The organism is Stenotrophomonas sp., from assembly GCF_032099025.1.
Classification (GTDB): Bacteria; Pseudomonadota; Gammaproteobacteria; order Xanthomonadales; family Xanthomonadaceae; genus Stenotrophomonas.
The window spans coordinates 149,012-174,666 of sequence record NZ_DAMCID010000003.1 but is presented as its reverse complement, the minus strand read 5'-3'; the positions used below and the strand labels follow the sequence as shown (position 1 = coordinate 174,666).

The window sequence follows — 25,655 nt, the reverse complement described above, 5'->3', positions numbered from 1 at the left end:
CTAGCGCACCTCGAACTCACCCACCAGCACGGTGTCGGCTTGATCCTTCAAGCGCATCGTGACCTGCTGGTCCTGCTGACGGCGGCTGCCCCAGTGCGTGGTCAGGCGCAGGCTCAGGGTGGTGGCGCCGGTGATCAGCTGCTCGCGGCTGCCGAAGTAGTTTGCCTCCACCTTGTACTTGCCCGGCTTGGCCGCGCGCAGCGAGAACTGTTCGGGTCCGTAGCCGCCGGTGAAGTCCTGCGACATCTGCCCGCCCTGGTAGGTCAAGCGGTTGCCGTAGTACGCACGTTCGCCGTTGGGGTCGGTCACCCACAGGTCCATGTCGCTGTTGTCGCTGTCCCAGCTGAGCACCACGCGCAGGTCGAGCGGCATGGCGCGGCGCAGGCGCGGATCGATCGCGCTGGCATCGACCCGCTCGCGGGCGACCAGGGTGGTGAGCTCGTCCAGCGCGATCAGCGAAATGCCATCGAAGCGGCTGTCCCACGGGCGCACCACGACCTCGTACAGCGACGCCACCGCCGCCGGGTACTGCCCCGCCGCTTCCAGCGCCAGGCCCAGGTCACGGAAGCTCTGCGGCTCTTCCTCGCCCATGGCCAGTACATCGCGGAACACCGGCACCGCCAGCGCCGGCGCCTTGGCCTGCACCAGCCGGTAGCCCAGCACGCGCAGCACGTGGCGGTTCTCCAGCTGCATCTCGGCCAGGTTGGAGAGCACGCGCAGTGCCAGGTCGCGCTGGCCCTTGGCCAGCAGCAGATCGGCCACGTCCAGATAGAACGCGCTGCTGTCGCTATGCTGTTCGCGCTCGGCCAGGTAGGTGGCGTACAGCTGTGCAGGACTCGCGTCGCGCAGCCGGCGTGCGTAGGCCGAATCGGGTTCCCACGCCGCCAGCGTGACCGCAATGGCACCCCGGTTGGCCGGGTCCGCGGCCCCCTTGGACCGCATGCCGCCCGCCAGCTCCTGGCGCGCTTCGGCAGCGCTTTCGCGTGCCGCGCTTGCCCGGCTGCGCAACGCCGTCGCATCGGCCGCCGCGGGTGCAGGGGTCACGATGTCGTTCGGCCTGGGCTCGGGGACCTCCACCACGGGCGCCATGGGCGCCGGCGGCGCGGATGCAACCGCCATGACCATCGGCGCCTGTTTGGCCACAGCCTGCTGCGGCGGCGCGCCCTTTGGCCACGGCGTGTTCCACCAGCGCTCGCGCTCGGCAAACTGCAGCGCGACGCGGTCCAGCCGCTGCGCGCGCGAGGTCTGTTCGTCATTGATCCGCACGGCATGCAGGCGGTCATACGCCTCGCGCAACGGCGCCGGTGCACGGATGCCGTAACGCAGGTAGTCATCCAACGTTTCCAGCACCAGCAGCGAGGTCTCCGCGTCCACCAGGCCGAAGCGCTGCGACAGCGCCCGGATGGCCTCGCGGTTGGCCTCCGGCGCGGCGGCCAGCTGCTGCCGCCACGCCGCCGCCCAGGCATGCGCAACGAGCGCGCCGCCGCTGTCCCTTGCCTGCGCCAGCGGGACCGTGACGGTTCGACGCGTCCCGTCCGCCGCCGGCAGCTGCAGCCGCAGCTGGCCATCGGCACGCTGCACGCGCCCCAGCACCCGCACCCAGCCCTGTCCGGCACCCTCGGCATCCACCGAAAGATCCGTTACGCCATCGCCCTGCACCGCGACGTCGCCTGCATCTTCGCGCAGCAGGCGTGCGCCCACGGCCTCGACCTCTTCCGCACCGGACAGCACCAGCAGCTGTCCCCGCCCCGCACGCGCCCATGCGCGCAGGCGCAGGCTGTCGGTACGCGCACCGGCGCCGCTCAGTGCATACAGGCGCTGGCTCTCACGCAGCGCCGGACGTTCGCGTCGGCCGTAGTTGGCCAGCCCATCGCTGACCAGCAGGTACTCGTCGATATCGGCCTGCGCGGTCCAGTCCCCCAGCGCACTGGCACCGTCGTAGGGCAGCGCCTCGATGTGCTGACGCAGCGCGCTCCAGTCGCCGTTGCGGATCGCGAAGCGGCGGGTCGGCTCGGCACGATCACGCAGTACGGTGAGCTGCACCTCGCCATTGCCGATCGCGCGGAAGTAGCGGTCCAGCACCGCAAGCTCAGCGGCCGTATTGCGCGTGCGCGCCGAACCAGACGCATCCCAGAGCAGGCCGATGCGGTGTGGCAGCACGCGGGCGCGCGGCTGCACGGACACCGGCACCTGCACCATCACGTAGTGCTCGCCCGCGAAGTCACCCCGCACCGCCTCCACGCCGTGCGCCATCGGCAGGGTCCACCCGAGCTGCGCAGGCAGCGCGCTGCCCTGCCCCGTCCATGCGGCCTGCCATGCACCGTCGCGCAGCGCCAGCGCCAGCGGTGCCTTGCCGGTGGCGGTCGGCACGCCGACACCCACCGCCTGCAGACGTATCTTCACGTTCTGCGCGCCGAGCGCGAACTGCAGCGGCAGCGTCCAGCGCAGGCCCTGCGCGCCTATCGGCAATGCCTCACGCACGGTCAGCGCCACCCGCCGCGTGCCGAGCGCCGGGATCGGATAGATGCGCAGACGGAACTGGTTGCCGGCGGTCTGCTCCAGCAGGCCGGGGTCGACCCGGCGCCGCTCGATGGCTTCAAACACCTGGCGTCCCTGCGCCTTGGGCACCGGCACCGCATCGCGCAGCACGCCGTCGATGTCGAGCGCGAACCCCGCCACCTGCTGGCCCTCGGCCAACGGGAATTCCAGCGCGCCTTCCAGCACGCGGCGGTTCGGATTGCGGAACACCAGCTCGATGCGCGTCTCGCCCAGGCCGGCGGCGACACGGCTGTCGATCTGCGCCAGTTCAAGCTGCACCGGCTGCTCGGCGCCGGCCACCTTCAGCACCGGATCGGCGGTGCGCTGTGCCAACGCCGCCGGCATGCCCGCTCCCATCCCAATCCACAGCACCATCCCCATCCCGATACCGCGCAGCACGCTGCCCATGTGACGCTCCAGATCCGTTGACGAAGGGTTGAACGCACCAGCGCCGCAAACGGGGTTGCACCGGCCAGCCGCCCGTCCCGGTCATGGACAAGCACGGTCCCCGGGTTCAGGATTCCAGCCCCACGGAACGTTGTCCAACAAGGATCGCCCATGCGCCAGTACCTCACCCTCCTGATGCTCGCCGGCCTGCTGCCCGCAGCGGCCCATGCCGCGCCCACGGCGGCCGTCGCGCCCGGCATCGACTTCGGTCACGAGGACTGGACCGTGGCCTGCGACAACACCCGCACCTGCCGCGCAGCGGGCTACCAGCGCGACGACGGCGACAGCGAACCGGTCTCGATCCTGCTTACCCGCGAGGGCGGGCCCGGGCAGCCGGTGACCGCGACGGCGATGCTGGGCCAGTACGACGAGACCACCCTGCCGCAGACGCTGCGCCTGCAGATCAACGGCACCGCGCTGGGGCCGCTCGAGTACAACGCCGGCGACGGCACCGCCGAACTGTCGGCCAAGCAGGTCGCTGCGCTGCTGGCCGCGTTGAACCGCGACAGCCGCATCGTGCTGGTGGGCGACGATGGCCGGCAGTGGACCGTGTCCGATCGCGGCGCCTCGGCCGTGCTGCTGAAGATGGACGAATTCCAGGGCCGGCTCGGCACGCCGGGCGCGCTGGTGCGCAAGGGCACGCGCGCGGAGGCCTCGGTGCTGCCCGCCCTTCCGGTTCCGGTGATCGTGCTGGGCAGGACGGTCCCCACCCGCCCCGCCGACCTGGCCCTGGCGGACGCGCCGGCCTTGCGTGCGGCGCTGGTGGCGGCCACCCCGGCCGACGAATGCGAAGCGCTGCGTCCCGACGGAACCATGTTCGGCGACGAGGGTCCGCAGGACATCACCGTGCAGCGCCTGTCGACGGGCAAGCTGCTGGTCTCGCAGAGCTGCTGGCGTGCCGCCTACAACACCGGCGACGGCTACTGGGTGGTCAACGACCGCGCGCCGTACGCACCGACCCTGGTGACCGCGTCGGCCGTGGACGATGACCTGCGCACGATCCAGGAAGCGCACAAGGGGCGCGGCCTCGGCGACTGCTGGCACACGACCAGCTGGGGCTGGACCGGCACCACCTTCGTCAAGACGGCAGAAGCGGGCTCGGGCCTGTGCCGCCTGGTCGCCGCCGGCGGCGCGTGGGACATGCCGACGCTGGTGACCAACGTGCAGCCGTAGGCCTGGCGCTACGCGTCGGCGCAATGCTCGACGATCAGCTGGATCGCGCCGCCGCCACGGTAATCGTCACTGACCAGCCGATACGCGATGTGCACCTGGTTGGCCGGGGCATTGCCCCGCCAACCGCTGAAATGAATCGCGCTGATCGGCTCCGCGCGACCGGGCACGCGCAGGCTCAGCTTGAGGTGCTTCTCCTTCAGCACCTGCCAGCGCGCCACCTGGAAATGCCCGTCGAACAGTGGCTCCGGGAAGCCCTGCCCCCACGGACCGGCCAACCGCAGCGCTTCGGCGTGGCGGAAATCCAGCTCATCGGGGGCCAGCTCACCATCGCTGAGCAGCATCTGCTGCAACGCGGCCGGGTCCATGCTGGCATCGACCACCGCGACGAAGGCCTGCTGGAACTCGGCGAAACGCGCCTGTGGCAGGCTCAATCCGGCGGCCATGGCGTGGCCGCCGAACTTGTCGATCAATCCGGGATGCGATGCGTTGACCAGCGCCAGCGCGTCACGGATGTGGAAGCCGGCGATCGACCGCGCCGACCCGCGCAGCGAATCGCTGCCCGGCTCGGACGGTGCGAACGCGATGACCGGACGATGCAGGCGATCCTTCATCTTCGATGCAACCAGCCCCACCACGCCCGGGTGCCACTCCGCGTCGAACAGGCAGGCCGCCACCGGGCGCTCGCCCTCGGCAAGCAGCAACGCGCGCGACACGGCCAGTTCGGCGTCGTCGGTCATCAGCTGCTGTACCGCGCGGCGCTCCGCATTGATCTGCTCCAGCGTCTGCGCCATCTCGCGGGCCTGGCTGCGGTCTTCGGTCAGCAGCAGCTCGATGCCCAGCGCCATGTCTTCCAGGCGGCCGGCGGCATTGAGGCGTGGGCCAAGTGCGAAGCCGATGTCGGTGGCACTCAGCCGTGCCGGGTCGCGCCCGCTCGCCTCGATCAGCGCCTGCAGGCCCACGCAGCCCTGCCCCGCACGCAGTCGGCGCAGGCCGGCCGAGACCAGGGCGCGGTTGTTGGCATCCAGTGCCACCAGGTCGGCCACCGTACCGACCGCCACCAGGTCCAGCAGCGTCAACAGATCCGGCTCGGCCGTAGCAGCGAACGCGCCCTGCACCCGCAGGTGGCGGCGCAGCGCCATGAGCACGTAGAAGATGACGCCCACGCCGGCCAGCGCCTTGCTGGGGAAGGCATCGCCATTGATGTTCGGGTCGACGATCGCGTCGGCGCCCGGCAGCTGTTCGCCCGGCAGATGGTGATCGGTGACCAGCACCTTCCAGCCCAGCGCCTTGGCCGCCGCCACGCCGGCATGGCAGGCGATGCCATGGTCGACCGTGACCAGCAGGCCGGGGTGCAGCGGGGCCAGTTCGGCCACCAGCGACGGTGACAGGCCGTAGCCGTGCAGCATGCGGTTGGGCACCGCATGCACCACGTCGCGTGCGCCCAGCATGCGCAGGCCGCGCACGCCCACGGCGCAGGCCGTGGCGCCATCGCAATCGAAATCGCCCACCACCAGGATCCGTTCGTCGGCCGCGATGGCCGCCGCCAGCAGGTCAACTGCCGCCTGCATGCTGCCCATCAGTTCCGGCGCATGCAGCTGGGCCAGCTTGGGCTGCGCCTGCGCCGCATCGCTGACCCCGCGCGCCGCGTACAACCGCTGCAGCAGCGGCAGCATGTCGCCCGGCCATTGGCCAAGCTCAGCAACGGGACGGCGTCGGATCTGGAGCGAATCAGGAGAAGTCAACGCGGGCTCGATAAACAGCGCGAACGCCGATGTCCGCCATGATACCCGCGGCAGATCGATATGGCAGACCCGGCCAGCGTAGAGCCACGCCCTGCGTGGCTGCGCGGTGTCGGATGGTTACGCGGTGTCGGGACGCAGAGCAGCCACGCAGGGCGTGGCTCTACGTGCTATCGACCTGACGGTCAGACGTCGTGAAGCTGCACCGGCTTCTTCCAGAACCGCCAGCGTTGGGCCTTGTCCAGCTCGAACCGCGCGCCGTCCTCGAAATCCAGTACCAGCCGGCGCAGTTCGCCGCGCTGCAGGGCCGACAACAGCGGCCGGATCGCATCGTTGCCCAGCTGGTCGAGCGAGCGCAGCTGGCGCAGGTCCACCAGCGCGTCCACCTGCTGGTCGCCGTCGGCATGCACGCCGGCGGCCTTGGCCAATGCCTGGAGCAGCGCATCGCGACTGCGTACCTGCGCGTGCGCGGTCTGCACGCGCGCCGGCAATTCCCCGCCGCCCCAGAACCACAGCGAATTGATCGCGCGCTTGCCGGCGCTGACCCGCTCCTGGTTCCACGGGTGCTGGTGCAGCACCACCTGCGCCTCGGTCAACAAGGCGCGCCAGCGTCGGCCGGCATCGCCTTGCGGCAGGTGCTCGAACAGATCGTCGCCCAGCACATCGTCCGGTGCGGCGAACGCCGGCAGCGTGGTGCCCGGCGGCAGGCGCAGGTACCAGCGCGACGGCGTCGGCGCATCCAGGGAAAAGCCGTAGCCGGCAAACAGCGGCTGCAGCGCCGGCAGCAACGCAGCCACATCGTCGTCATCGGGCCGCAGCGTGTCGCCATGGCCCATCATGCGCGCGCCGTGCATGTCCGGCACCACGTTGGCCGGATCCGCACGCAGCCACACGCCATCGACCGCATCACCCACGTCGAGCTGGCGGGTAAGCGCGGCTACCGGCCACTGCGCCGGCTGCAGCTGGAAATGCCGCTGCAGCTGGGCACGCTCACCGGCATCCACACGACTGCGCTCGGCCTGGCCGAGCGCTTTCGCCACATCTTCCGGCAACGCCGCCGCCGGGAAGCGGTTGCGCGCCGGCAGCAACAGGGTTGCCGTGGCCATGGTCAGGTCAGTCCAGGTACTGGACGCTGACGATTTCGTACTCGCGCTGCCCGGCCGGGGCGTCGATCACGATGCTGTCGCCCTCGTTCTTGCCGATCATCGCGCGCGCGACCGGCGAAGAAATCGCGACCAGGCCGAGTTTGATGTCGGCTTCCAGGTCACCCACGATCTGGTAGCGCTTCTCTTCATCGCTTTCCACATCGGCCAGTTCGACGGTGGCGCCGAACACGACCTTGCTGCCCGCGTTGAGCTTGGTGATGTCGATGATCTCGGCATGCGAGAGCTCGCCTTCCAGCTGCTTGATGCGGCCTTCGATGAAGCCCTGCTCCTCGCGCGCGGCGTGGTACTCGGCGTTCTCCTTGAGATCGCCGTGCTCACGCGCCTCGGCGATCGCCGCGATGACCTTGGGGCGCTTGACCGACTTGAGGTGGTCAAGCTCTTCGCGCAGACGCTGCGCGCCCTTCAGGGTGATCGGTGCTCTCATGCGTTCAACTCCTTGTGCAGTTCCTGCAGCGACCAGACCGGGCCGGTACCGCGGAATTCAAGCGATTGCACCAGCGCCTTGGCGCCGGCAATGGTGGTCGAATAGGTGACGCGGTGCTGCAGCGCCTCGCGACGGATCGAGAACGAGTCGTTGATCGCCGCGCGACCTTCGGTCGTGTTGACGATATACACGATTTCGCCGTTCTTGATCGAGTCCACGATGTGCGGACGGCCTTCGACCACCTTGTTGACGATCTCGCAGTCCATGCCGTGCTGCTGCAGCCATGCACCGGTGCCACGGGTAGCCACCAGCGTATAGCCACGCTCCAGCAGGAGCTTGGCCACCGGCAGCACGCGCTGCTTGTCCGGGTCACGCACCGACACGAAGGCCTTGCCCAGCGGCGGCGCCTTGATGCCACCGGCTTCCTGCGCACGCGCGAACGCGGCGCTGAAGCTGCGGCCCACGCCCATCACCTCACCGGTGGAGCGCATCTCCGGCCCGAGGATCGGGTCCACGCCCTGGAACTTGGCGAACGGGAAGATCGCTTCCTTGACCGAGAAGTACTCCGGCACGATTTCCTTGAGGGCGCCCTGCTCGGCCAGCGTCTTGCCGGCCATGCAGCGTGCGGCAATCTTGGCCAGCGGCATGCCGGTGGCCTTGGACACGAACGGCACGGTGCGCGAGGCACGCGGGTTCACTTCCAGCAGGTAGACGATGTCTTCGCCGTTTTCACCGGCCTGGATGGCGAACTGGGTGTTCATCAGGCCGACCACGTTCAGGGCCTTGGCCAGCTCCACGACCTGGCGGCGCAGCTCGGCCTGGGTCTCGGCCGACAGCGAGTACGGCGGCAGCGAGCAGGACGAATCGCCCGAATGCACGCCGGCCTCTTCGATGTGTTCCATCACGCCGCCGATCAGCACGTTGCCGTCCTTGTCGGCAATGATGTCCACGTCCACTTCCACCGCGTTGTCGAGGAAGCGGTCGAGCAGCACCGGGGAGTCGTTGGAGACCTTGACCGCATCGCGCACGTAGCGCGCCAGGTCGGATTCGCCGTACACGATTTCCATCGCGCGGCCGCCCAGCACGTAGCTCGGGCGCACCACCAGCGGGTAGCCGATCTCGCGGGCCAGCAGCAGCGCTTCCTGGTCGTTGCGGGCAATGCGGTTCGGCGGCTGCTTCAGGCCCAGCTTGTCCACCAGCTGCTGGAAGCGCTCACGGTCTTCGGCCAGGTCGATGGAGTCCGGCGAGGTGCCGATCACCGGCACGCCGTTGGCTTCCAGCGCGCGCGCCAGCTTCAGCGGCGTCTGGCCACCGTACTGCACGATCACGCCCTTCGGCTGTTCCAGCTCGACGATTTCCAGCACGTCTTCCAGCGTCAGCGGCTCGAAGTACAGGCGGTCGGAGGTGTCGTAGTCGGTGGAGACGGTTTCCGGGTTGCAGTTGACCATGATGGTTTCAAAACCATCTTCGCGCAGGGCCAGTGCCGCGTGCACGCAGCAGTAGTCGAACTCGATGCCCTGGCCGATGCGGTTCGGACCGCCGCCCAGGATCATGATCTTGTCGCGGTTGCTCGGCGCCGCTTCGCACTCGTCCTCGTAGGTCGAATACAGATAGGCGGTGCTGGTGGAGAACTCGGCCGCGCAGGAGTCGACGCGCTTGTAGACCGGGCGCACCTTGTGGGCACGACGCAGCGCGCGCACGGCCGCTTCGTTGGTACCGGTCAGTTCGGCCAGGCGTGCATCGGAGAAACCGGCGCGCTTGAGCTTGCGCAGGCGCGCGGCGTCCAGCGCATCGATGCCGTCGGCTGCGACCTGGGTTTCGGCCTGGATGATCTCTTCGATCTGGTCCAGGAACCACGGGTCGATGTGCGAGAGCGCGAACACTTCTTCAACGCTGAAGCCGGCACGGAACGCATCACCCACGAAGAACAGGCGCTCCGGGCCCGGGGCCTTGAGCTCGCGCTTCATCGTGGTGATGTCGTCTTCGTTGGACAGGTCCAGGCCGGTCGGGTCGAGGCCGACCTTGCCGGTCTCCAGGCCACGCAGCGCCTTCTGCAGCGACTCCTGGAAGGTGCGGCCCATGGCCATCACTTCACCCACCGACTTCATCTGGGTGGTCAGGCGCGCGTCGGCGGCCGGGAATTTCTCGAAGGCGAAGCGCGGGATCTTGGTGACGACGTAATCGATCGACGGCTCGAACGAGGCCGGGGTCAGGCCACCGGTGATTTCGTTCTTCAATTCGTCCAGGGTGTAGCCGACCGCCAGCTTGGCGGCGACCTTGGCGATCGGGAAGCCGGTAGCCTTGGAGGCGAGCGCGGACGAGCGCGACACGCGCGGGTTCATTTCGATCACGACCACGCGGCCGGTGGTCGGGCTGATGCCGAACTGCACGTTCGAACCGCCGGTATCCACGCCGATCTTGCGCAGCACGGCGATGGAGGCATCGCGCAGGCGCTGGTATTCCTTGTCGGTCAGGGTCTGGGCCGGGGCCACGGTGATCGAGTCACCGGTGTGCACGCCCATCGGGTCCAGGTTCTCGATCGAGCAGACAATGATGCAGTTGTCGGCGGTGTCGCGCACCACCTCCATCTCGAACTCCTTCCAGCCCAGCACCGACTCTTCCACCAGCACTTCGGTGGTCGGCGACAGTTCCAGGCCGCGGGTCACGATATCGATCAGCTCTTCGCGGTTGTAGGCGATGCCACCGCCACTGCCGCCCAGGGTGAAGCTGGGGCGGATGATGGTCGGGTAGCCGACGCGGGTCTGGATGTCGATCGCTTCTTCCAGCGTGTGCGCCACCGCGGCGGACGGGCACTCCAGGCCGATCTCGCCCATGGCCACGCGGAACAGCTCGCGGTCTTCGGCCATGCGGATCGCATCGCGCTTGGCGCCGATCAGTTCGACGTTGTACTTCTCCAGCACGCCGTTGTCGGCCAGGTCCAGCGCGCAGTTCAGCGCGGTCTGGCCGCCCATGGTCGGCAGCAGGGCGTCGGGCTTTTCCTTGGCGATGATCTTCTCGACCGTCTGCCAGTTGATCGGCTCGATGTAGACGGCGTCGGCCATCTCCGGGTCGGTCATGATGGTGGCCGGATTGCTGTTGACCAGCACCACGCGGTACCCCTCGTCACGCAGGGCCTTGCAGGCCTGGGCGCCGGAGTAGTCGAACTCGCAGGCCTGGCCGATGACGATCGGGCCGGCACCGATGATGAGGATGGTTTTAAGGTCAGTGCGCTTGGGCATTGTCTTCTCTAAGTCAGTACAGCGTGTCGGGGGTGATCGCACGCTGTCGATCAGGAAACTTCCGGAGCTGCAGCGCCGCGCCGATGGCAGCGGCCCTGCAGGGTGTCGCGATCCGTCGCGCGGTGCCGCCGGCCAGGCCGTCGGCGTGGCGCATCAGGCCTTGGCCTGCGCCATCAGGGCAATGAAACGGTCGAACAGCGGGGCCACGTCGTGCGGGCCCGGGGACGCTTCCGGGTGGCCCTGGAAGGAGAACGCCGGCACGTCGGTGCGGGCGATGCCCTGGTTGGTGCCGTCGAACAGCGACCGGTGGGTCACGCGCAGGGTGGCCGGCAGCGTGGCTTCATCCACCGCGAAGCCGTGATTCTGCGAGGTGATCATCACGCGGCCGTCGTCCAGGTCCTGCACCGGGTGGTTGGCACCGTGGTGGCCATGACCCATCTTCACGGTCTTGGCGCCGGAGGCCAGCGCCAGCAGCTGATGGCCCAGGCAGATGCCGAACACCGGCACCTTCTTGTCCAGGAACACCTTGATCGCCTCGATGGCGTAGTCGCACGGTTCCGGATCGCCCGGGCCGTTGGACAGGAACACGCCGTCCGGGTTCATCGCCAGCACGTCGGCGGCCGGGGTCTGGGCCGGGACCACGGTGATGTCGCAGCCGCGTTCGGCCAGCATGCGCAGGATGTTGAGCTTGGCGCCGAAGTCATAGGCCACCACCTTGTACTGGGGGGCGGCGCTGGCGAACGTATTGGAATCCAGGTCGAGCTGGCCCTCGTTCCAGCTGTAGGCCTTGTCGGTGCTGGTCACCTTGGCCAGGTCCATGCCCTTCAGGCCCGGGAACTTGCGTGCGGCTTCCAGTGCGATGTCCACGTTGATGTCATCGCCCGCCATCAGCGCGCCGTTCTGGGCGCCGCGCTCGCGCAGGATGCGGGTCAACTTGCGGGTGTCGATGCCGGAGATGGCGACCACGCCACGCTGCAGCAGCCAGTCCTGCAGCGAGACCTGGCTGCGCCAGTTGCTGGGACGGCGCGGTACATCGCGCACGATCAGGCCGGCCGACCACACTTTGTGGGCCTCGTCATCCTGGTCGGTCATGCCGGTGTTGCCGATATGCGGGTAGGTCAGCGTGACCATCTGCCGGGCGTAGGAGGGATCAGTCAGCACTTCCTGGTAACCGGTCATGGCGGTGTTGAACACCACCTCACCGACGGACAGGCCGGGCGCGCCTACGGATTCGCCCTCGAATACGGTGCCGTCTTCGAGGACGAGGATTGCGGCTTGGGTCACGGGAATCTCACTTTGGCTACCGAGGGGTCACCGAAGTCACGCCACGCTTCACGGAAAAGCGGTTGCAAAAAAGCGCGGACTGCGGTGCGGGACCGGTCCGGCTGTCGTGATTCGGCGAGCGGGAATTGTAAAGGCAAGCACCCTCGGACGCCAGCGTTTGCATGCAATCGCCAGCGTACGGCTGCGTCCGGCCACCCTGGGGTTCAGGCGTGGCCGGCATGCCTGTTCAGGTTGGACTGGCTGCTACCAGATCCCGCACACGGTAGCTGCCGGGCGCGCGCCCGTTCAGCTGGAGGGCGGCAAACAGCGCGCCCCGGGCGAAGATGTCGCGGTTGGTGGCGCGGTGGACCAGCTCGATGCGCTCGCCCAGGCCCGTGAACTGGACCAGATGTTCGCCGACGATGTCGCCGGCGCGCAGGCTGGCGTAATGCGGCGCGGCGCCGCCCTTCTGGGCGGCGGCACCCAGCGTGAGCGCGGTGCCGGACGGGGCGTCCTGCTTGTGCACATGGTGCGATTCGACGATGTCGCAGTCCCAGCCGGCCAGGGCGGCGGCGGCGCGTTCGACCAGCTCGTCGAGCACGGCCACGCCCAGGCTGAAGTTGGAGGCCCACACCAGCGGAATGCGCGCGGCGGCCTGGATCAGGGCCTGGCGCTGGGTCTCGGTGATACCGGTGGTGCCCGAGACCAGCCCTGCCCCGCGCTCGACGCACAGGGCCAGGACGGGATCAAAGCCCTCCGGCAGGCTGAAGTCGATGGCGACATCGAACTGCGGCGCACCGTGCAGCTCGCTGGCGGCGAAGTGCGGCACGCCCTCGACCACCCGCTGGGCGGGCGAGCGGCGGGTAACGGCGGCAACGACCTGCAGGTCGTCGCGCTCGGCGGCCAGGCGCAGCAGGGCCTGGCCCATGCGACCGGACGCGCCGTGGATGAGCAAACGAAGGGGGGGAGTAGTCATGTCCGCAGGCTAGCTGAAAGGCATTCGAAGCGGTAGGGCAACGTCAACAGCATCGGCTCTGCGCTGTTATCTGGCTGGGCGGGACCGGGGCAGGCTTGCGGGGACGCCGTAAACCCATCCATGCGGGGCTTGGTCGCGGCTTGCGCGTGCGCGCTGTCCTGCGCGCACGGCAAGACCGGGGTTGGGCTCCTGCCCAACCCGTCGGGCGTATACGCCCGACCCATGCGGCTCACACCCCCGCAACCCTGCCCCGGCTCCACCCTCGACAGTTTCTCGATGACGGAAACGAAAACCGGGTCGCGTCGCGTCGCGTGGTCAATGCTGCTTCGGCGTGGTCGGCCCACAACTGTCGCAACCACCACATGCACCGCCACCGCCGGTAGCGGGTGGTGCGATCTTTCGGCCCAGCGCCTGCATCCAGGTGGCGCGCTGCGGTTTCACCAAGCCTAGTGCGATTGCCCCGCGCGCCTTGCGCACCGTGCCTGGAAACTGCTTTTTCAGCACTACCCAGGCGCTGAGCAGGACGATCAGCGCGACCACGATGTACTGCAGCAGCAGGCCGGTCGCCATCAGCCGCCGCCCAGCGCCACGGTCACCTGGTAGGTGACCAGCGCCGCCAGGTAGGCGGCGGCGAAGAGGTAGAAGGTGGCGAAGCCAACCTGCTTCCAGGAGTTGGTTTCGCGCTTGATCGTGGCCAGGGTGGAAATGCACATCGGCGCGTAGATGAACCACACCAGCAGCGACAGCCCGGTGGCCAACGACCAGCCATGGGCGACCACCGGCGTCAGCGCCTGGATGGCGGCGTCGTCGTCGGCGGCCGACAGCGCATAGATGGTGGCCAGCGAGGACACCGCCACTTCGCGCGCGCCCATGCCGGGGATCAGCGCGATGCAGATCTGCCAGTTGAAGCCCAGCGGGGCGAAGACGATCGCCATCGCGTGGCCGATCTGGCCGGCGAAGCTGTAGTCGATCGCCGGCATCGTGGCGTTCTCCGGCGCACCCGGGAAGGACAGCAGCACCCACAGCAGGATGGTCAGCGAGAGGATGATGCCGCCCACGCGCTTGAGGAAGATCATGCCGCGCTCGTACAGGCCTACCGCCAGGTCACGCGGATGCGGAATGCGGTAGGACGGCAGCTCCAGCATCAACGGATGCTCGCTCTTGTCGCGACGCCACTTCTTCATCACCCAGGACATCGCCAGTGCGCTGAAGATGCCGGCCGCATACAGGCCGAACAGCACCAGGCCCTGCTGGCTGACAAAGCCCCACAGCGTCTTCTGCGGAATGAAGGCGCCGATCAGCAGCGCGTACACCGGCAGGCGTGCCGAGCAGGTCATCAGCGGTGCGACCAGGATGGTAGCCAGGCGGTCGCGCGGGTCCTGGATGCTGCGGGTGGCCATGATGCCGGGAACCGCGCAGGCGAAGCTGGACAGCAGCGGGATGAACGAACGCCCGGAGAGCCCGGCCGAGGCCATCATGCGGTCGAGCAGGAACGCCGCGCGCGGCAGGTAACCCGATTCCTCCAGCGCCAGGATGAAGGCGAACAGGATCAGGATCTGCGGCAGGAACACCACCACCCCGCCCACGCCGGCGATGATGCCGTCGGTGAGCAGGCTGGTCAGCGGGCCCGGGGGCAGGTTGGCGCCCACCACCTCGCCCAGCCAGCCGAAGCCGGCCTCGATGCCGTCCATCATCGGTGTGGCCCAGGCGAACACCGCCTGGAAGATCAGGAACATCACCACCACCAGGGTGATCAGCCCGAATACCGGGTGCAGCAGCCAGCGGTCCAGCGCGTCGTCGATCTTCGCGGTACGGGTGGGCATGCTGACCGCGGCGGCGAGGATGCCGCGCACCTGGGCGTGGTAGTCCGCTTCCCCGGCCACAGCCGCCACCAGCGGGGCATCCAGGTGCGGCACCATCGCGTCCAGCCGTTCCACCAGCGCCTGCGCGCCGTTGCGGCGCACCGCCACGGTTTCCACCACCGGCACGCCCAGCGCCTGTTCCAGCGCCGGTACGTCGATCTTGATGCCGCGGCGCTCGGCCGCATCCACCATGTTCAGCGCCACGATCATCGGCTTGCCCAGCTCGCGCAGTTCCAGCGCGAAGCGCAGATGCAGGCGCAGGTTGGTGGCGTCGATCACGCACAGCAGCACGTCCGGCGCGGCCTCGCCGGGATAGAAACCCCGGCACAGGTCGCGGGTGATCGCCTCGTCCAGGCTGGCCGGCTGCAGGCTGTAGGCGCCCGGCAGATCCAGCACGGCGAACTCGCGCCCGGACGGCGCGCGCAGGCGGCCTTCCTTGCGTTCCACCGTGACACCGGTGTAATTGGCCACCTTCTGGCGACTGCCGGTGAGCTGGTTGAACAGCGCGGTCTTGCCGCTGTTGGGGTTGCCGACCAGGGCGATGCGCAGGGTGGCGGCGGCGCTCATGCGGCCGCTCCGTCTGCAACCGCGGTGATGTCGATGCGCTTGGCTTCGGAAATCCGCAGCGCGAACCGGGTGAACCCGACCTGCACCAGCAGCGGTTCGCCGCCGATCGGACCACGGGCTACCAGACGCACATCTTCACCTTTGACGAAACCCAGTTCCCTGAGCCGGCGGGCGATGGCGTCGTTTGCATGGAGGTCGCGCACCGATTCCACCAGAGCGGAGCCGTGCAGCGGCAGATCGGACAACGTCACAGGTCGCCTTCGGTCGATAAGAATGGTTATCAATTCTAGCATCGCCGCGTCGCGTCATGGCCCGGGCCCCATGGCCCGCTATGATCCATACATGTATGGAGCAGGCGCAGGTCCCCGATGAGTGACGCTTTACGGATTGAACGCAGCGCGGCCGTGCTGACCCTGTGGCTGAACCGCCCCACCCTGCACAACGCCTTCGACGCCGGGCTGATCGCCCAGCTCACGGCGGGGCTGGAAGCGGCCGGCCGCGACGAGCAGGTCCGTGCGGTGGTGCTGGCCGCCACCGGCGCCTCGTTCTCGGCCGGTGCCGACATGCAATGGATGCGCGGCATGGCCGCGGCCAGCGAGGAAGACAACCGCCAGGACTCGATGGCGCTGGCCCGGCTGATGCGTACCCTGGATGAACTGCCCAAGCCCACCATCGCGCGGGTGCACGGGGCGGCGTTTGGCGGCGGGGTCGGCCTGGTGGCCTGCTGCGATATCGCCATTGCCAGCACCACCGCCCGCTTCGGCCTGACCGAAAGCCGGCTGGGCCTGCTGCCGGCCGTGATCTCCCCCTACGTGATCGACGCGATCGGCCAGCGCCAGGCCCGGCGCTGGTTCGCCACCGGTGAGCATTTCGACGCCGACACCGCGCTGCGGATCGGCCTGGTCCACCAGCTGATCGAACCTGAACGGATCGACGAAGCGGTCCAGCGCCAGCTCGGCCTGCTCGACAAGGCCGGCCCGATCGCCTCGTCGTCGGCCAAGGAGCTGGTGCGCCGGGTCACGATCGCTCGCGATCGCGACGCAACCGACCGCGACAATGCCGCGCTGATCGCCCGCCTGCGGGTGTCCGACGAAGGTCAGGAGGGCCTGGGTGCCTTCCTGGACAAGCGCGCCCCTCATTGGGTTACCCAGGACTGAAGGACCTCCCATGCTCGACCACATCGGTATCCGCTGCAGCGATTTCGCGCGCAGCCTGGCCTTCTACCAGCAGGCGCTGGCTCCCTTGGGCATCCGCGTGGTGATGGAGGTCACCGCCGAACAGACCGGCGCCGACGCCCACGCCGGGTTCGGCCGTACCGGCAAGCCGGATTTCTGGATCGGCAACGCGCCCGGTGCCCATGGCGGCGTGCACGTGGCCTTCAGTGCCGGCAGCCGGGACGAGGTGGATGCGTTCCACCGCGCCGCGCTGGCCGCTGGCGGCCGCGACAACGGCGCGCCCGGCATCCGCGAGCACTACCACCCCGACTACTACGGGGCGTTCGTGCTGGATCCGGACGGCAACAATGTCGAAGCGGTCTGCCACCGCCCCACCTGACGGTGGGCTGGCCGCTTTGCCGCCCATCCCGCGTATCCCCCTTTCATGGCCCACAGGGAAACCTGGGCCGCTCCACGTCGCCAGGAACTTCCGTGACCCCATCCCCCACCCGTCCGCGTCAGGCTGTGCGTCTTCCCACCCACGGGGAGCATCGCCATGGATGATTTCGTGCGCATCGTCGAGGTCGGCCCGCGCGATGGGCTGCAGAATGAAGCCCAGCCGGTGGCCACCGCCGACAAGATCGAGCTGATCCGCCAGCTGTCGCTGACCGGCCTGCGCACCATTGAAGCCACCAGCTTCGTCAGCCCGCGCTGGGTGCCGCAGCTGGCCGATGCGGCCGAGGTCTACACCGGGATCGAGCGGATGCCCGGCATCGCCTATCCGGTGCTGGTGCCCAACGAACAGGGCTACGACCGCGCCCGCGCGGTGGGCGTACAGGAAGTGGCGGTGTTCACCGCCGCGTCGGAGACCTTCAACCGCACCAACACCAACGCAGGCATCGACGAATCGCTGGCCCGCTTCGCCCCGATCCTCGAACGCGCCCGCGCCGACGGAGTGAAGGTGCGCGGCTATGTATCCACCGTGCTCGGCTGCCCCTACCAGGGCGACGTGCCGGTCAGCGAGGTGGTCCGCGTGGCGCGCGCGCTGCACAGGATGGGGTGTTACGAAATCTCGCTGGGCGACACCATCGGGGTGGGCACGCCGCGCAAGGCGCGGGCCATGCTGCATGCGGTCGCCGCCGAAGTGCCGATGACGGCGTTGGCCGTGCACTTCCATGACACCTACGGCCAGGCCCTGGCCAACATCGATGCGTGCCTGGAGGAAGGCGTGCGCGTGGTCGATTCGGCCGTGTCCGGGGCCGGCGGTTGCCCGTACGCCAAGGGCGCCAGCGGCAACGTCGCCAGCGAGGACGTGGTGTACCTGCTGCAGGGCATTGGCATGCAGACCGGCATCGACCTTCCCGCATTGGCCGCGACCGGCCGCTGGCTCGCCGCCCTGCTCGGTCGCGAAACCGGCAGCAAGGCGGGAAAGGCACTGGCCGCCACATGAGTCGACGCCGCCCGCGCAAGGATGCAGCGGTCGGTGACCACCTCACCGCGCACGTGCATGCGCTGGCGGCCCTGCAGCAGGCGCTGGCGCAGCCGCCCGGCGAAGACGTGCACGGCCTGCTTCGCAACGTGCAGCAGGCCCTGCAGGAGGCGATGGACGAACGCCAGCTGGCGCTGCGGCGCTACACCGCGCTGTTCGATGCGGTGCCCGACCCGGTGAGCATCCTCAGCGAATCGGGGGTGGTGCTGGACCTCAACAAGGCCGGCGTGCGCGCCTACGGCCGGGCCCGCGAAGACATCATTGGCCAGCCCATCGAGCTGTTGAACCCGGACCTGCCCAGCGACCACCTGGACCCGGTCTGGGAAGCGCTTCGGCGCGGGGAGACCTACGTCATCGAGGTCACCAACATGCGCGGCGACGGCAGCCGGTTTCCGGTGGAGGTGCATTCGGCCGGGTTCGAACACCAGGACGAGCACTGCATCGTGGCGGTGGCGCGCGACCTGAGCAGCCGCTGGCAGGCCGAATCGCGCTACCGGCTGCTGATGGAATCCATCGACAAGGGCGTGATCCTGTTCGACCGCAACCTGCACGTGGTGTCGGCCAACCCGGCCGCGCACCGCATCCTGGGCACCCAGGGCAACGGCGGCAGCCTGAAGGCGCTGCTGGCAGCCGAGGACTGGATCAGCGTGGACGAGCACGGCCACCCGCTGACCCGCGAACAGTGGCCGGCCAGTGAGGCGTTGCACCGCGGGCGCATCGTACGGAGCACGATCGTGGGCCTGTACCACCGCCCGCGCGGGCGGATGATCTGGATCTCCACCACCAACGTGCCCGTGTACGGCACCGGCCGCGATACGCCCGACCACGTGTTCGGGCTGTTCAGCGACATCACCGAGCTCAAGCGCAACAACACCCTGTTCGACCGCGCGCAGTCGCTGGCCCACATCGGCGGCTGGGAATGGGACCGGGGCCTGCAGCGCCTGTACCTCACCGATGAGGCCGCGCGCATCCTCGGCCAGGAACCGCCGCTGCAGGACATGGCGCACCTGATGGAGTGCCTGCGCCTGGACGACCGCTCCCAGCTGCAGCAGGCGCTGCTGGATGTGATCGACCGCCAGGCACCGTTCGAGCTGGAACTGCAGGGGCAACGCAGCGACGGGCATTCGTTCTGGGTGCGCATGATCGGCGAGGCCGAGGCCGGCGACGTCAATGCCGCGCGCATCGCGGGCACCGTGCAGGACATCACCTCGCGCAAGCATGCCGAAGAAACCCTGCGCATCCAGGCGCGCACCGATCCACTCACCGGCATCATGAACCGCGATGCGGTGCTGACCGACCTGGCCACGCGCATGGCCAGCCCCACCCACTGCCGGGTGGGGGTGCTGTACATCGACCTGGACCGGTTCAAGACCGTCAACGACCTGCTCGGCCACAACGCCGGCGACGAACTGCTGATCGATGCCACCCGCCGCATCTCCACCGCGATCGGTACCGAAGGGCTGGTGGCCCGCTTCGGCGGCGACGAGTTCCTGGTGGTGTGCGACACCCGCGACCAGCCGGACCAGCCCGAGCGCCTGGCCGAGGCGATCACCCACGCCTTCTCCACCCCGTTCCGCTTCGGCAGCGACGAGTTCGCCGTGACCACCAGCATCGGCATCGCGCGGGCCCCGCAGGACGGGCTGCGCCCGCAGCAGCTGATCCAGAACGCCGACATCGCCATGTACGACTGCAAACGCCGCACCCGCAACGGCTGGCAGGTGTTCTCACCCGAACTGGCGCAGCGCCAGCACGATCGGCTGCAGATCGAAAGCAAGCTGCACCGCGCGCTGGACGACGACGAGTTCCATCTGGTCTACCAGCCACAGGTGAACCTGCACACCGGCCAGATGGTGGCCGCCGAGGCCCTGATCCGCTGGCGCAACACACAGCTGGGCGAGCTGCGCCCGGACATCTTCATCGGCCATGCCGAAAGTACCGGCGACATCGTGCGCATCGGGCTGTGGGTGTTGAACGAAGCCTGCCGGCAGGTCCGCCAGTGGCAGGATGCGGGGCTGGGCATCGTGCGGGTCGCGGTCAACGTCTCCTACCGCCAGTTCGTGGGCGAGGACCTGGCGCGCAACGTGCGCCAGGCACTGGACCAGTACGGCCTGCCCGGGAGCGCGCTGGAACTGGAATTCACCGAGCGGGTGCTGATCGAAGACGCGCCGGACACCCTGCAGACCTTCGCCCGGCTGCGCGAAATGGGGGTGCTGCTGACCATCGACGACTTCGGCGAAGGCTACAGCGCGCTCAACTACCTGCGCCGGCTGCCGATCCACGGGCTCAAGCTCAGCCAGCTGTTCGTCGAGGGCGTGCCGGGCAACCGATCGGACGTGGCCGTCTGCGAGGCGGTATGCGGCATCGCACGCAGCCTGGGGCTGGGCCTGGTCGCCGAAGGCATCGAATCGGAGGAGCAGCGGCGGTTCCTGCATGGCATGGGCGTGACGGTCGGCCAGGGCTTCCTGTTCGCGCCTGGCCTGGCCCCGGACGAGTTTGCCCGGCGGCTGGCGCCGCGCCACTGAGCCCTGCACGCGCTGCACAACGGCGAACGCGCCGGCATCCGCTAGAATCGGCGGCTCTTGAACCAGCGGGATCGTGCAATGCAGCTGTCTTCTGTCCGCGCCGTTGTCACCGGCGGCGTTTCCGGCCTTGGCCTGTCCGTCGCCCAGTTCCTGGTCGGCCAGGGCGCCAAGGTGGCCCTGTTCGACCTCAATGACGACAAGGGTGCGGCCGCCGTGGCCGACCTGGGCGAGGCCAATGCCCGCTACTTCAGCACCAACGTCAGCGACGAGGCCGCCGTGGCCACGCAGATCGATGCCGCGCACGACTTCCTGGGCGGCCTCAATGCCGTGGTCAGCTGCGCCGGCATCCTCGGTGCCGGCCGCGTGCTGGGCAAGGAGGCGCCGATGGCGCTGTCCACGTTCCAGAACACGATCATGGTCAACCTGGTGGGCAGCTTCAACGTCGCCAAGGCCGCCGCCAACCGCATGCAGCACAACACGCCCGGCGAAGACGGCGAGCGCGGCGTGATCATCAACACCGCCAGCGTGGCCGCGTACGAAGGCCAGATCGGCCAGGCCGCCTACGCCGCGTCCAAGGGTGGCGTGGTCAGCATGACCCTGCCGATGGCCCGCGAACTGTCGCGTTTCGGCATCCGCGTGATGACCATCGCGCCGGGCATCTTCTGGACCCCGATGGTCGACGGCATGCCGCCGGCCGTGCAGGAGTCGCTGGCCGCCTCGATTCCGTTCCCGCCCCGCCTGGGCAAGCCGGACGACTTCGCCAGCCTGGTCGGACACATCCTCGGCAACACCTACCTCAATGGCGAAACCATCCGCCTGGACGGTGCCGTGCGCCTGGCACCCAAGTAAGCAAGCACCCTACCTCCCACGAACCGACCTTCATTCCCATGAAAGCCAACGACATCAAGAAAGGCAACGTCGTCGAATACAACGGCGGCGTTTACCAGATCCGCGACATCGAGCGCAGCTCGCCACAGGGCCGCGGCGGCAACGTCCGCTTCCGCTTCATCATGTACAGCGTGCCGGGCGGCAACAAGCTCGACGCCAGCTTCGACGCCGACGACAATCTGCCGGAAGTCGAGCTGCTGCGCCGCCAGTCCACCTATTCGTACAAGGACGGCGATGCGTTCGTCTTCATGGACGATGAGGATTACACGCCCTACACCCTGGATGCCGATGTCATCGGCGACGACGCCGGTTACATCACCGACGGACTGACCGGCATCTACGTGCAGGTCATCGACGACCAGCCGGTGGCCGTGCAGATGCCGAGCAGCGTGGTGCTGGAAGTGGTCGAGACCCCGCCCGAGCTGAAGGGTGGCACCGCCACCAAGCGCCCGAAGCCGGCCAGGCTCAGCACCGGCCTCGAAATCATGGTGCCGGAGTACATCTCCAACGGCGAACGCGTGCTGGTCAACACCGCCACCGGCGAATTCGCCGGTCGCGCCGATTGACCGTGCGTAGCGCCACCCCATGGGTGGCTGCCTGCACCACGGCCCTGCTCGTCCTGCTCGCGGCGTGTTCGCCGCGGGCAGCCGACCAGCACGTGGACGCCAGCGCCGCTGACCCAGTGCCTCCGGCAACGGACGTGGCTGCGGTCAGCGCGGCTGCGCCCGCACAGGACGCGGCGGCGGTGGCCGATACGCCCGACCCATTCGACGCACTGCAACGTGCCCGTGCCGATGCCGGCTGCGAGGTGTCCGACGATGTCTACGATCTGGACGACATCCGCGTCTACTGCAGCGTGCCTGCGGATGTCCGCGCCTTCCTGGCGCGCGAGAACACCTGCCAGCATTTTGCCGGTGAAGAAGCCTATGACGAGGCGCGCCGCCGTGAGCTGGAACAGGCGAGCGCGGAATTCTGCGACGGGCGCGAACAGCAGTTCGCCGACCTGTTCGAGCAGCACCGCGATGACTGCTCCCTCCGCGGCGCGCTCATCAACATCGGCAACCGCTACGACCTGTTCACCCTGGTCGCGCCGGACCCGTGCCGCGCACAGGACTGAGCTCGCTTGCGGTCGCCCCGCTCAGGGACGCTCGGCCAGCGACGGCGCACCCGCGAAGTCGCCGCACCCGTGGTACTGGCGTGCCCCCACCGTCAGCATCACCGTGGCACCGAATCCCTGCCCGCTCATGGTGTCCTGGCAGACGGTGCGCTGGAAACTGAGCTTGATGTCGGTGCCATCGGCGGCCTTGCCTGACCAGCCGTCCTTGCCCTGGGTGGGCGAGGCAACCTCGAACGTCTGTTCGCCGTAGCCGGTCTCCACGTGGAGACGGGGAGCGTCGCCCGCGCTTACCTGGGCCAACCAGCCGGGCTCGTTGCCGGTGGCACGGAAGGCCGTCGCGGCAACGGGAGCGGCGGCCGCCACGACCTCGCCTTCCTTCCCGGAACCGGTGCAGGCACGCTCAGGCTCACCCTTGAGCGAGAGCGTGCCCTCGGTGGTGCCCTTGGTCCAGAAGGTGTTGCCCTGCCCGTCGCCGTACCTGGCGCCGGAGGCCGCCACTTCGTTGGCCATCGCGAAGGTGCGGTTGCCCGCCACCAGGGTCGCGGCGTCCTGTCCGCGATAGGTTGCCTGCACGGCAAGATCACCGCACTGGAAGGCATAGACGCGTTCGTCGGAGGTGGGCGCGGCCGCGGGCGGCGCCACTTCATTCCCGGCGGGGCTGGCGCCGGGCGGTGTGCCCCCGGCCTGTTGTGCCGGCTGGCACGCCGCCAGGGCGGCGGCGATGGCCAGGCTGGAAATCAAGGGAGATGCACGCATGTTCGACTCCTTGCCGATGTTCTGGTTCAACCGGAGATGCTAGCGCCCGCCGTGTTAGCGGGGGTGAAACGCCTGCGGCGCCGCGTCGCGCGGTGGACACGCATGGCGTGTCTCTACGAACCGTTACGTGCACAGGACGATTACGCTGAAATCCCGTAGAGCCACGCCATGCGTGGCTGTTTTTCGCCGGGCACCGCGCAGCCACGCAGGGCGTGGCTCTACGGTGCGCGCGCGAGCTGGCGCATGCGGTTGCCCAGACGGTTCAGCGTTTCGTCGATCGTCGCCAGCTCCTGCTGCTCGTGCGCCGGCAGCTGCGCGCGCAACTGCGCCTGCAGCGCCGTCCACGCCGGGATGCCGCGCGCGCTGATCTGGCGTGTGGCGTCGGCAGCGATGACCCGCTCTTCCGCCGTCGGCAAGCCATACCCATTGCTGCCAACCAGCCCTGCCGGATTCACCAGTTGCCCCGCGTCGTCCAGCAGTGCGCGCAGCGACGCGAGCGCCGCATCCTCGCCGGCGCCTGAACCCTCCAACGCACGCTTCAACCCGTCGCGCGCCCGCAGCTCTTCCCGGTTGCGCGCTGCCTGCTCCAGCAGCAACAGCGCCGAGGTGGCGCGCAAGCCGCCGCGTTCGGCCCATGCCGCGCGCTGCGCGGCGGGCAGCTGCAGCCACGCGGTGACCTGCGCGGTCGGGAGCACCAGTTCCGCGCGCGCCACATCGAACAGCTGCTGGTAATGCGCCTGCGCCGACGGAAAGTAGTAGCCCAACCGCATGGCCTCGCGCCGATCCTCCAACACTGCGCCATCCGCACGCCCCTGCCGCTCCAGCCGACGGAGCAGGCCACTCGGGCTGAGCCGGTTCAGCCCAGGGTCGGCCCAACGCGGCACGCCTTCCTGCAGCAACTTGCCGGTTTCCACCGCGCAGTTGTTGCTCACGAATCGGTACCGCCCGTCATAGCTCCAATGCACCTGCCCTACCCGCTCCAGCAGCGTGGCGATGTCGCCCGGCTGCAACGCCAGCGGTACCGACACCAGGCCGCGCAGCTCCAACTGGGTGTATTCGTTGATGACCTGGTTGAGCGGCAGCACGAACAAGCGCGATGGATACGCGCCGGTGAGGCCGCGCCAACTTGAAATCTGCACATCGCCGACGAAGGCACGGAACGACAACACCCGGTGGTGGGCCAGATCCAGCCGGCACCCCGGACCGCGTGGCCGTCCGGGGGCACAGATCACCAACCGCAGCATGCTGTGGCCCCAGCGGCTCATCAGTTGGTCGTTGCCTTCGGCCAGCAGGTAATCCACCGCGTACACCCGCTGCGGATCCAGTTCCAGCAGCGAGGCCTCGCCGGTGACATCGCCCGCCTGCACCAGCGCCACGCGCGGGTCGCACGCCGACTGCGGCCTGGCCCCGATGTGGTCGGCAAACCACGCCGCCAGTGCCGGGCGCCGGCAGGCATAGTTGGCATCAAGCAGGTAGTGCTCGGCATTGACCGCCAGGTACTCGGCCGGGCTGTGCCGTTCGTAGGGATCGGGGCTGCGGTCGGTGAACGCATTCGCGCCGCGGCCCAGCCGCCACGGACGCCGCTGCCAGCCGGCCAGGTCACGCCAGCGTGCGCTGTACGACCACCCGCCGCCGGGGGCGCGATCCAGCACATGGGTCAACTCATGGATCAGCGCGGCCTGCACCGCACGCGGCAACGGCTGGCCGGGCTGGACCTCGTCAAGCAGGCTGCGCCGCAGGGTGATGGCACCGTGCCGGGCACGACCATGCACGGTATCGGGGAGCCGATCCGACCATGACAGCGTTACGGGAGCGGCGAAGCGTGCCTGCCAGGACGCAGGTAACAGCGCGGGCGCCGCGTCCAGCACGGCGTTGGCCTTCGCGACCTGCTCGGGGTCGAGACCGTCCGCCTGCAACTGCAGCTTCAGGGCGGCATGGGCGGCCGGGGCGGACAGCAACGCCGCCAAGACCGCCGCGCATCGGCGCAGGGCCCGGCGGCGGGGTTGCATCAGCGGGCCAGCAGGGCCTGGGCGAGCTGCATGTCGCTGGCATCGCGCTGGGCGGCGCCGGTTTCACGCAGGTGCAGCAGCGCGGCCTCCAGGCGGGCACCGCGGATGGCACCGTCGGTGGCCACGAATGCGGCCGCATCTTCGCGGGCGTCGACCACCACCTTGTCGTCGTCCGAGCTGGACGACCCGGCCGACGACGCGCCGGAGGCGGAACCGGCCGAAGAACCGGCGAAGCTGGACGCGACGGCGGACAGCGGCAGCGCAAGCACGGCGAGGAGCAGGATCGATCGCATCATGTTCGGGTCATTCAAGACAGGAAAGCGCAA

The 25,655-nt window shown here is 68.9% G+C and carries 21 protein-coding genes; 8 read left to right on the top strand and 13 right to left on the bottom strand.

The genetic code is table 11. From position 1 onward, the window contains the following. Positions 1 to 2,946: a VIT domain-containing protein gene (locus tag RT456_RS04030; protein ID WP_313342825.1), complete on the bottom strand. Its 2,946-nt coding sequence runs from the start codon at positions 2,944 to 2,946 to the stop codon at positions 1 to 3. A 150-nt stretch (positions 2,947 to 3,096) separates the two neighbouring features. Here RT456_RS04030 and RT456_RS04025 point away from each other — a divergent pair, with 150 nt between their 5' ends. Continuing rightward, positions 3,097 to 4,158 (top strand): DUF1176 domain-containing protein, encoded by a 1,062-nt coding sequence (locus tag RT456_RS04025; RefSeq protein WP_313342823.1) that lies wholly within the window; start codon positions 3,097 to 3,099, stop codon positions 4,156 to 4,158. A gap of 8 nt (positions 4,159 to 4,166) precedes the next feature. Here the strand turns inward: RT456_RS04025 and recJ are convergent, their stop codons facing one another. The 9 genes from recJ to RT456_RS03980 form a co-directional block, all read right to left on the bottom strand. Next, entirely contained in the window at positions 4,167 to 5,900 is a 1,734-nt protein-coding gene (gene recJ, locus RT456_RS04020) for a single-stranded-DNA-specific exonuclease RecJ (RefSeq protein ID WP_313342821.1), read from the bottom strand. A gap of 182 nt (positions 5,901 to 6,082) precedes the next feature. Then, positions 6,083 to 7,003, bottom strand: coding sequence for a phosphoglycerate mutase (locus RT456_RS04015; protein ID WP_313342819.1), 921 nt, complete (start codon positions 7,001 to 7,003; stop codon positions 6,083 to 6,085). Between the two features lie 7 nt (positions 7,004 to 7,010). Further along, positions 7,011 to 7,475, bottom strand: coding sequence for a transcription elongation factor GreA (gene greA / locus RT456_RS04010; protein ID WP_313342909.1), 465 nt, complete (start codon positions 7,473 to 7,475; stop codon positions 7,011 to 7,013). Positions 7,476 to 7,483: 8 nt separating this feature from the next. Continuing rightward, a complete protein-coding gene (gene carB, locus RT456_RS04005; RefSeq protein ID WP_313342817.1) occupies positions 7,484 to 10,726 on the bottom strand; it encodes a carbamoyl-phosphate synthase large subunit in 3,243 nt (1,080 codons plus the stop codon). Between the two features lie 153 nt (positions 10,727 to 10,879). Beyond that, positions 10,880 to 12,010, bottom strand: a complete 1,131-nt coding sequence (carA, locus tag RT456_RS04000) for a glutamine-hydrolyzing carbamoyl-phosphate synthase small subunit (RefSeq protein WP_313342815.1) — start codon at positions 12,008 to 12,010, stop codon at positions 10,880 to 10,882. Between the two features lie 226 nt (positions 12,011 to 12,236). Continuing rightward, complete coding sequence (gene dapB, locus RT456_RS03995; protein WP_313342814.1) at positions 12,237 to 12,965, bottom strand: 4-hydroxy-tetrahydrodipicolinate reductase; 729 nt, start codon at positions 12,963 to 12,965, stop codon at positions 12,237 to 12,239. A gap of 315 nt (positions 12,966 to 13,280) precedes the next feature. Next, positions 13,281 to 13,535 carry a DUF6587 family protein gene (locus RT456_RS03990; RefSeq protein WP_313342812.1) on the bottom strand — a complete coding sequence of 85 codons (255 nt, stop codon included), beginning with the start codon at positions 13,533 to 13,535 and terminating at the stop codon, positions 13,281 to 13,283. After that, positions 13,535 to 15,394, bottom strand: coding sequence for a ferrous iron transport protein B (feoB, locus tag RT456_RS03985; RefSeq protein WP_313342810.1), 1,860 nt, complete (start codon positions 15,392 to 15,394; stop codon positions 13,535 to 13,537). The genes RT456_RS03990 and feoB overlap by 1 nt, the downstream gene beginning before the upstream one ends. After that, entirely contained in the window at positions 15,391 to 15,645 is a 255-nt protein-coding gene (locus RT456_RS03980) for a FeoA family protein (RefSeq protein ID WP_093536239.1), read from the bottom strand. Before RT456_RS03980 ends, feoB begins: the two co-directional genes overlap by 4 nt. Before the next feature lie 117 nt (positions 15,646 to 15,762). On the opposite strand from RT456_RS03980, the gene RT456_RS03975 reads away from it, so the two are divergent. The 7 genes from RT456_RS03975 to RT456_RS03945 all read left to right on the top strand — a co-directional run bounded on the left by RT456_RS03975 (position 15,763) and on the right by RT456_RS03945 (position 22,564). Continuing rightward, positions 15,763 to 16,551: an enoyl-CoA hydratase-related protein gene (locus tag RT456_RS03975; RefSeq protein ID WP_313342802.1), complete on the top strand. Its 789-nt coding sequence runs from the start codon at positions 15,763 to 15,765 to the stop codon at positions 16,549 to 16,551. A 10-nt stretch (positions 16,552 to 16,561) separates the two neighbouring features. Then, positions 16,562 to 16,948, top strand: coding sequence for a VOC family protein (locus RT456_RS03970; RefSeq protein WP_313342800.1), 387 nt, complete (start codon positions 16,562 to 16,564; stop codon positions 16,946 to 16,948). A gap of 156 nt (positions 16,949 to 17,104) precedes the next feature. Next, positions 17,105 to 17,998 (top strand): hydroxymethylglutaryl-CoA lyase, encoded by an 894-nt coding sequence (locus tag RT456_RS03965; protein ID WP_313342797.1) that lies wholly within the window; start codon positions 17,105 to 17,107, stop codon positions 17,996 to 17,998. After that, a complete protein-coding gene (locus RT456_RS03960; RefSeq protein WP_313342794.1) occupies positions 17,995 to 20,559 on the top strand; it encodes an EAL domain-containing protein in 2,565 nt (854 codons plus the stop codon). The genes RT456_RS03965 and RT456_RS03960 overlap by 4 nt, the downstream gene beginning before the upstream one ends. A 78-nt stretch (positions 20,560 to 20,637) precedes the next feature. Beyond that, a complete protein-coding gene (locus tag RT456_RS03955; protein WP_313342792.1) occupies positions 20,638 to 21,408 on the top strand; it encodes an SDR family NAD(P)-dependent oxidoreductase in 771 nt (256 codons plus the stop codon). 38 nt (positions 21,409 to 21,446) lie between these two features. Then, positions 21,447 to 22,013 (top strand): elongation factor P-like protein YeiP, encoded by a 567-nt coding sequence (gene yeiP / locus RT456_RS03950; protein WP_313342790.1) that lies wholly within the window; start codon positions 21,447 to 21,449, stop codon positions 22,011 to 22,013. A 2-nt stretch (positions 22,014 to 22,015) separates the two neighbouring features. Continuing rightward, positions 22,016 to 22,564 (top strand): hypothetical protein, encoded by a 549-nt coding sequence (locus RT456_RS03945; RefSeq protein ID WP_313342787.1) that lies wholly within the window; start codon positions 22,016 to 22,018, stop codon positions 22,562 to 22,564. 21 nt (positions 22,565 to 22,585) lie between these two features. Here the strand turns inward: RT456_RS03945 and RT456_RS03940 are convergent, their stop codons facing one another. From RT456_RS03940 to RT456_RS03930, 3 genes are all read right to left on the bottom strand, one after another. Next, positions 22,586 to 23,320, bottom strand: coding sequence for an MliC family protein (locus RT456_RS03940; RefSeq protein ID WP_313342784.1), 735 nt, complete (start codon positions 23,318 to 23,320; stop codon positions 22,586 to 22,588). A 218-nt stretch (positions 23,321 to 23,538) separates the two neighbouring features. Next, on the bottom strand, positions 23,539 to 25,329 hold the full coding sequence (locus RT456_RS03935; protein WP_313342782.1) for a DUF4105 domain-containing protein: 1,791 nt from the start codon (positions 25,327 to 25,329) through the stop codon (positions 23,539 to 23,541). Then, the gene (locus RT456_RS03930) at positions 25,329 to 25,625 is read right to left on the bottom strand and encodes a DUF2388 domain-containing protein (protein WP_313342779.1); all 297 of its coding nucleotides are present in this window, start codon (positions 25,623 to 25,625) and stop codon (positions 25,329 to 25,331) included. The genes RT456_RS03935 and RT456_RS03930 overlap by 1 nt, the downstream gene beginning before the upstream one ends. Positions 25,626 to 25,655 lie beyond the last annotated feature (30 nt).

What these genes read in the sequence shown, in the direction of transcription:
- RT456_RS04030 (WP_313342825.1), bottom strand. Translation starts at nt 2,946, where the DNA reads ATGGGCAGCGTGCTGCGCGGTATCGGGATGGGGATGGTGCTGTGGATT.
- RT456_RS03940 (WP_313342784.1), bottom strand. Translation starts at nt 23,320, where the DNA reads ATGCGTGCATCTCCCTTGATTTCCAGCCTGGCCATCGCCGCCGCCCTG.
- feoB (WP_313342810.1), bottom strand. Translation starts at nt 15,394, where the DNA reads ATGAGCGCCGCCGCCACCCTGCGCATCGCCCTGGTCGGCAACCCCAAC.
- RT456_RS03960 (WP_313342794.1), top strand. Translation starts at nt 17,995, where the DNA reads ATGAGTCGACGCCGCCCGCGCAAGGATGCAGCGGTCGGTGACCACCTC.
- dapB (WP_313342814.1), bottom strand. Translation starts at nt 12,965, where the DNA reads ATGACTACTCCCCCCCTTCGTTTGCTCATCCACGGCGCGTCCGGTCGC.
- RT456_RS03970 (WP_313342800.1), top strand. Translation starts at nt 16,562, where the DNA reads ATGCTCGACCACATCGGTATCCGCTGCAGCGATTTCGCGCGCAGCCTG.
- carB (WP_313342817.1), bottom strand. Translation starts at nt 10,726, where the DNA reads ATGCCCAAGCGCACTGACCTTAAAACCATCCTCATCATCGGTGCCGGC.
- yeiP (WP_313342790.1), top strand. Translation starts at nt 21,447, where the DNA reads ATGAAAGCCAACGACATCAAGAAAGGCAACGTCGTCGAATACAACGGC.
- RT456_RS03965 (WP_313342797.1), top strand. Translation starts at nt 17,105, where the DNA reads ATGGATGATTTCGTGCGCATCGTCGAGGTCGGCCCGCGCGATGGGCTG.
- RT456_RS03975 (WP_313342802.1), top strand. Translation starts at nt 15,763, where the DNA reads ATGAGTGACGCTTTACGGATTGAACGCAGCGCGGCCGTGCTGACCCTG.
- RT456_RS03955 (WP_313342792.1), top strand. Translation starts at nt 20,638, where the DNA reads ATGCAGCTGTCTTCTGTCCGCGCCGTTGTCACCGGCGGCGTTTCCGGC.
- RT456_RS03930 (WP_313342779.1), bottom strand. Translation starts at nt 25,625, where the DNA reads ATGATGCGATCGATCCTGCTCCTCGCCGTGCTTGCGCTGCCGCTGTCC.
- RT456_RS03935 (WP_313342782.1), bottom strand. Translation starts at nt 25,329, where the DNA reads ATGCAACCCCGCCGCCGGGCCCTGCGCCGATGCGCGGCGGTCTTGGCG.
- RT456_RS03990 (WP_313342812.1), bottom strand. Translation starts at nt 13,535, where the DNA reads ATGGCGACCGGCCTGCTGCTGCAGTACATCGTGGTCGCGCTGATCGTC.
- RT456_RS04025 (WP_313342823.1), top strand. Translation starts at nt 3,097, where the DNA reads ATGCGCCAGTACCTCACCCTCCTGATGCTCGCCGGCCTGCTGCCCGCA.
- RT456_RS04015 (WP_313342819.1), bottom strand. Translation starts at nt 7,003, where the DNA reads ATGGCCACGGCAACCCTGTTGCTGCCGGCGCGCAACCGCTTCCCGGCG.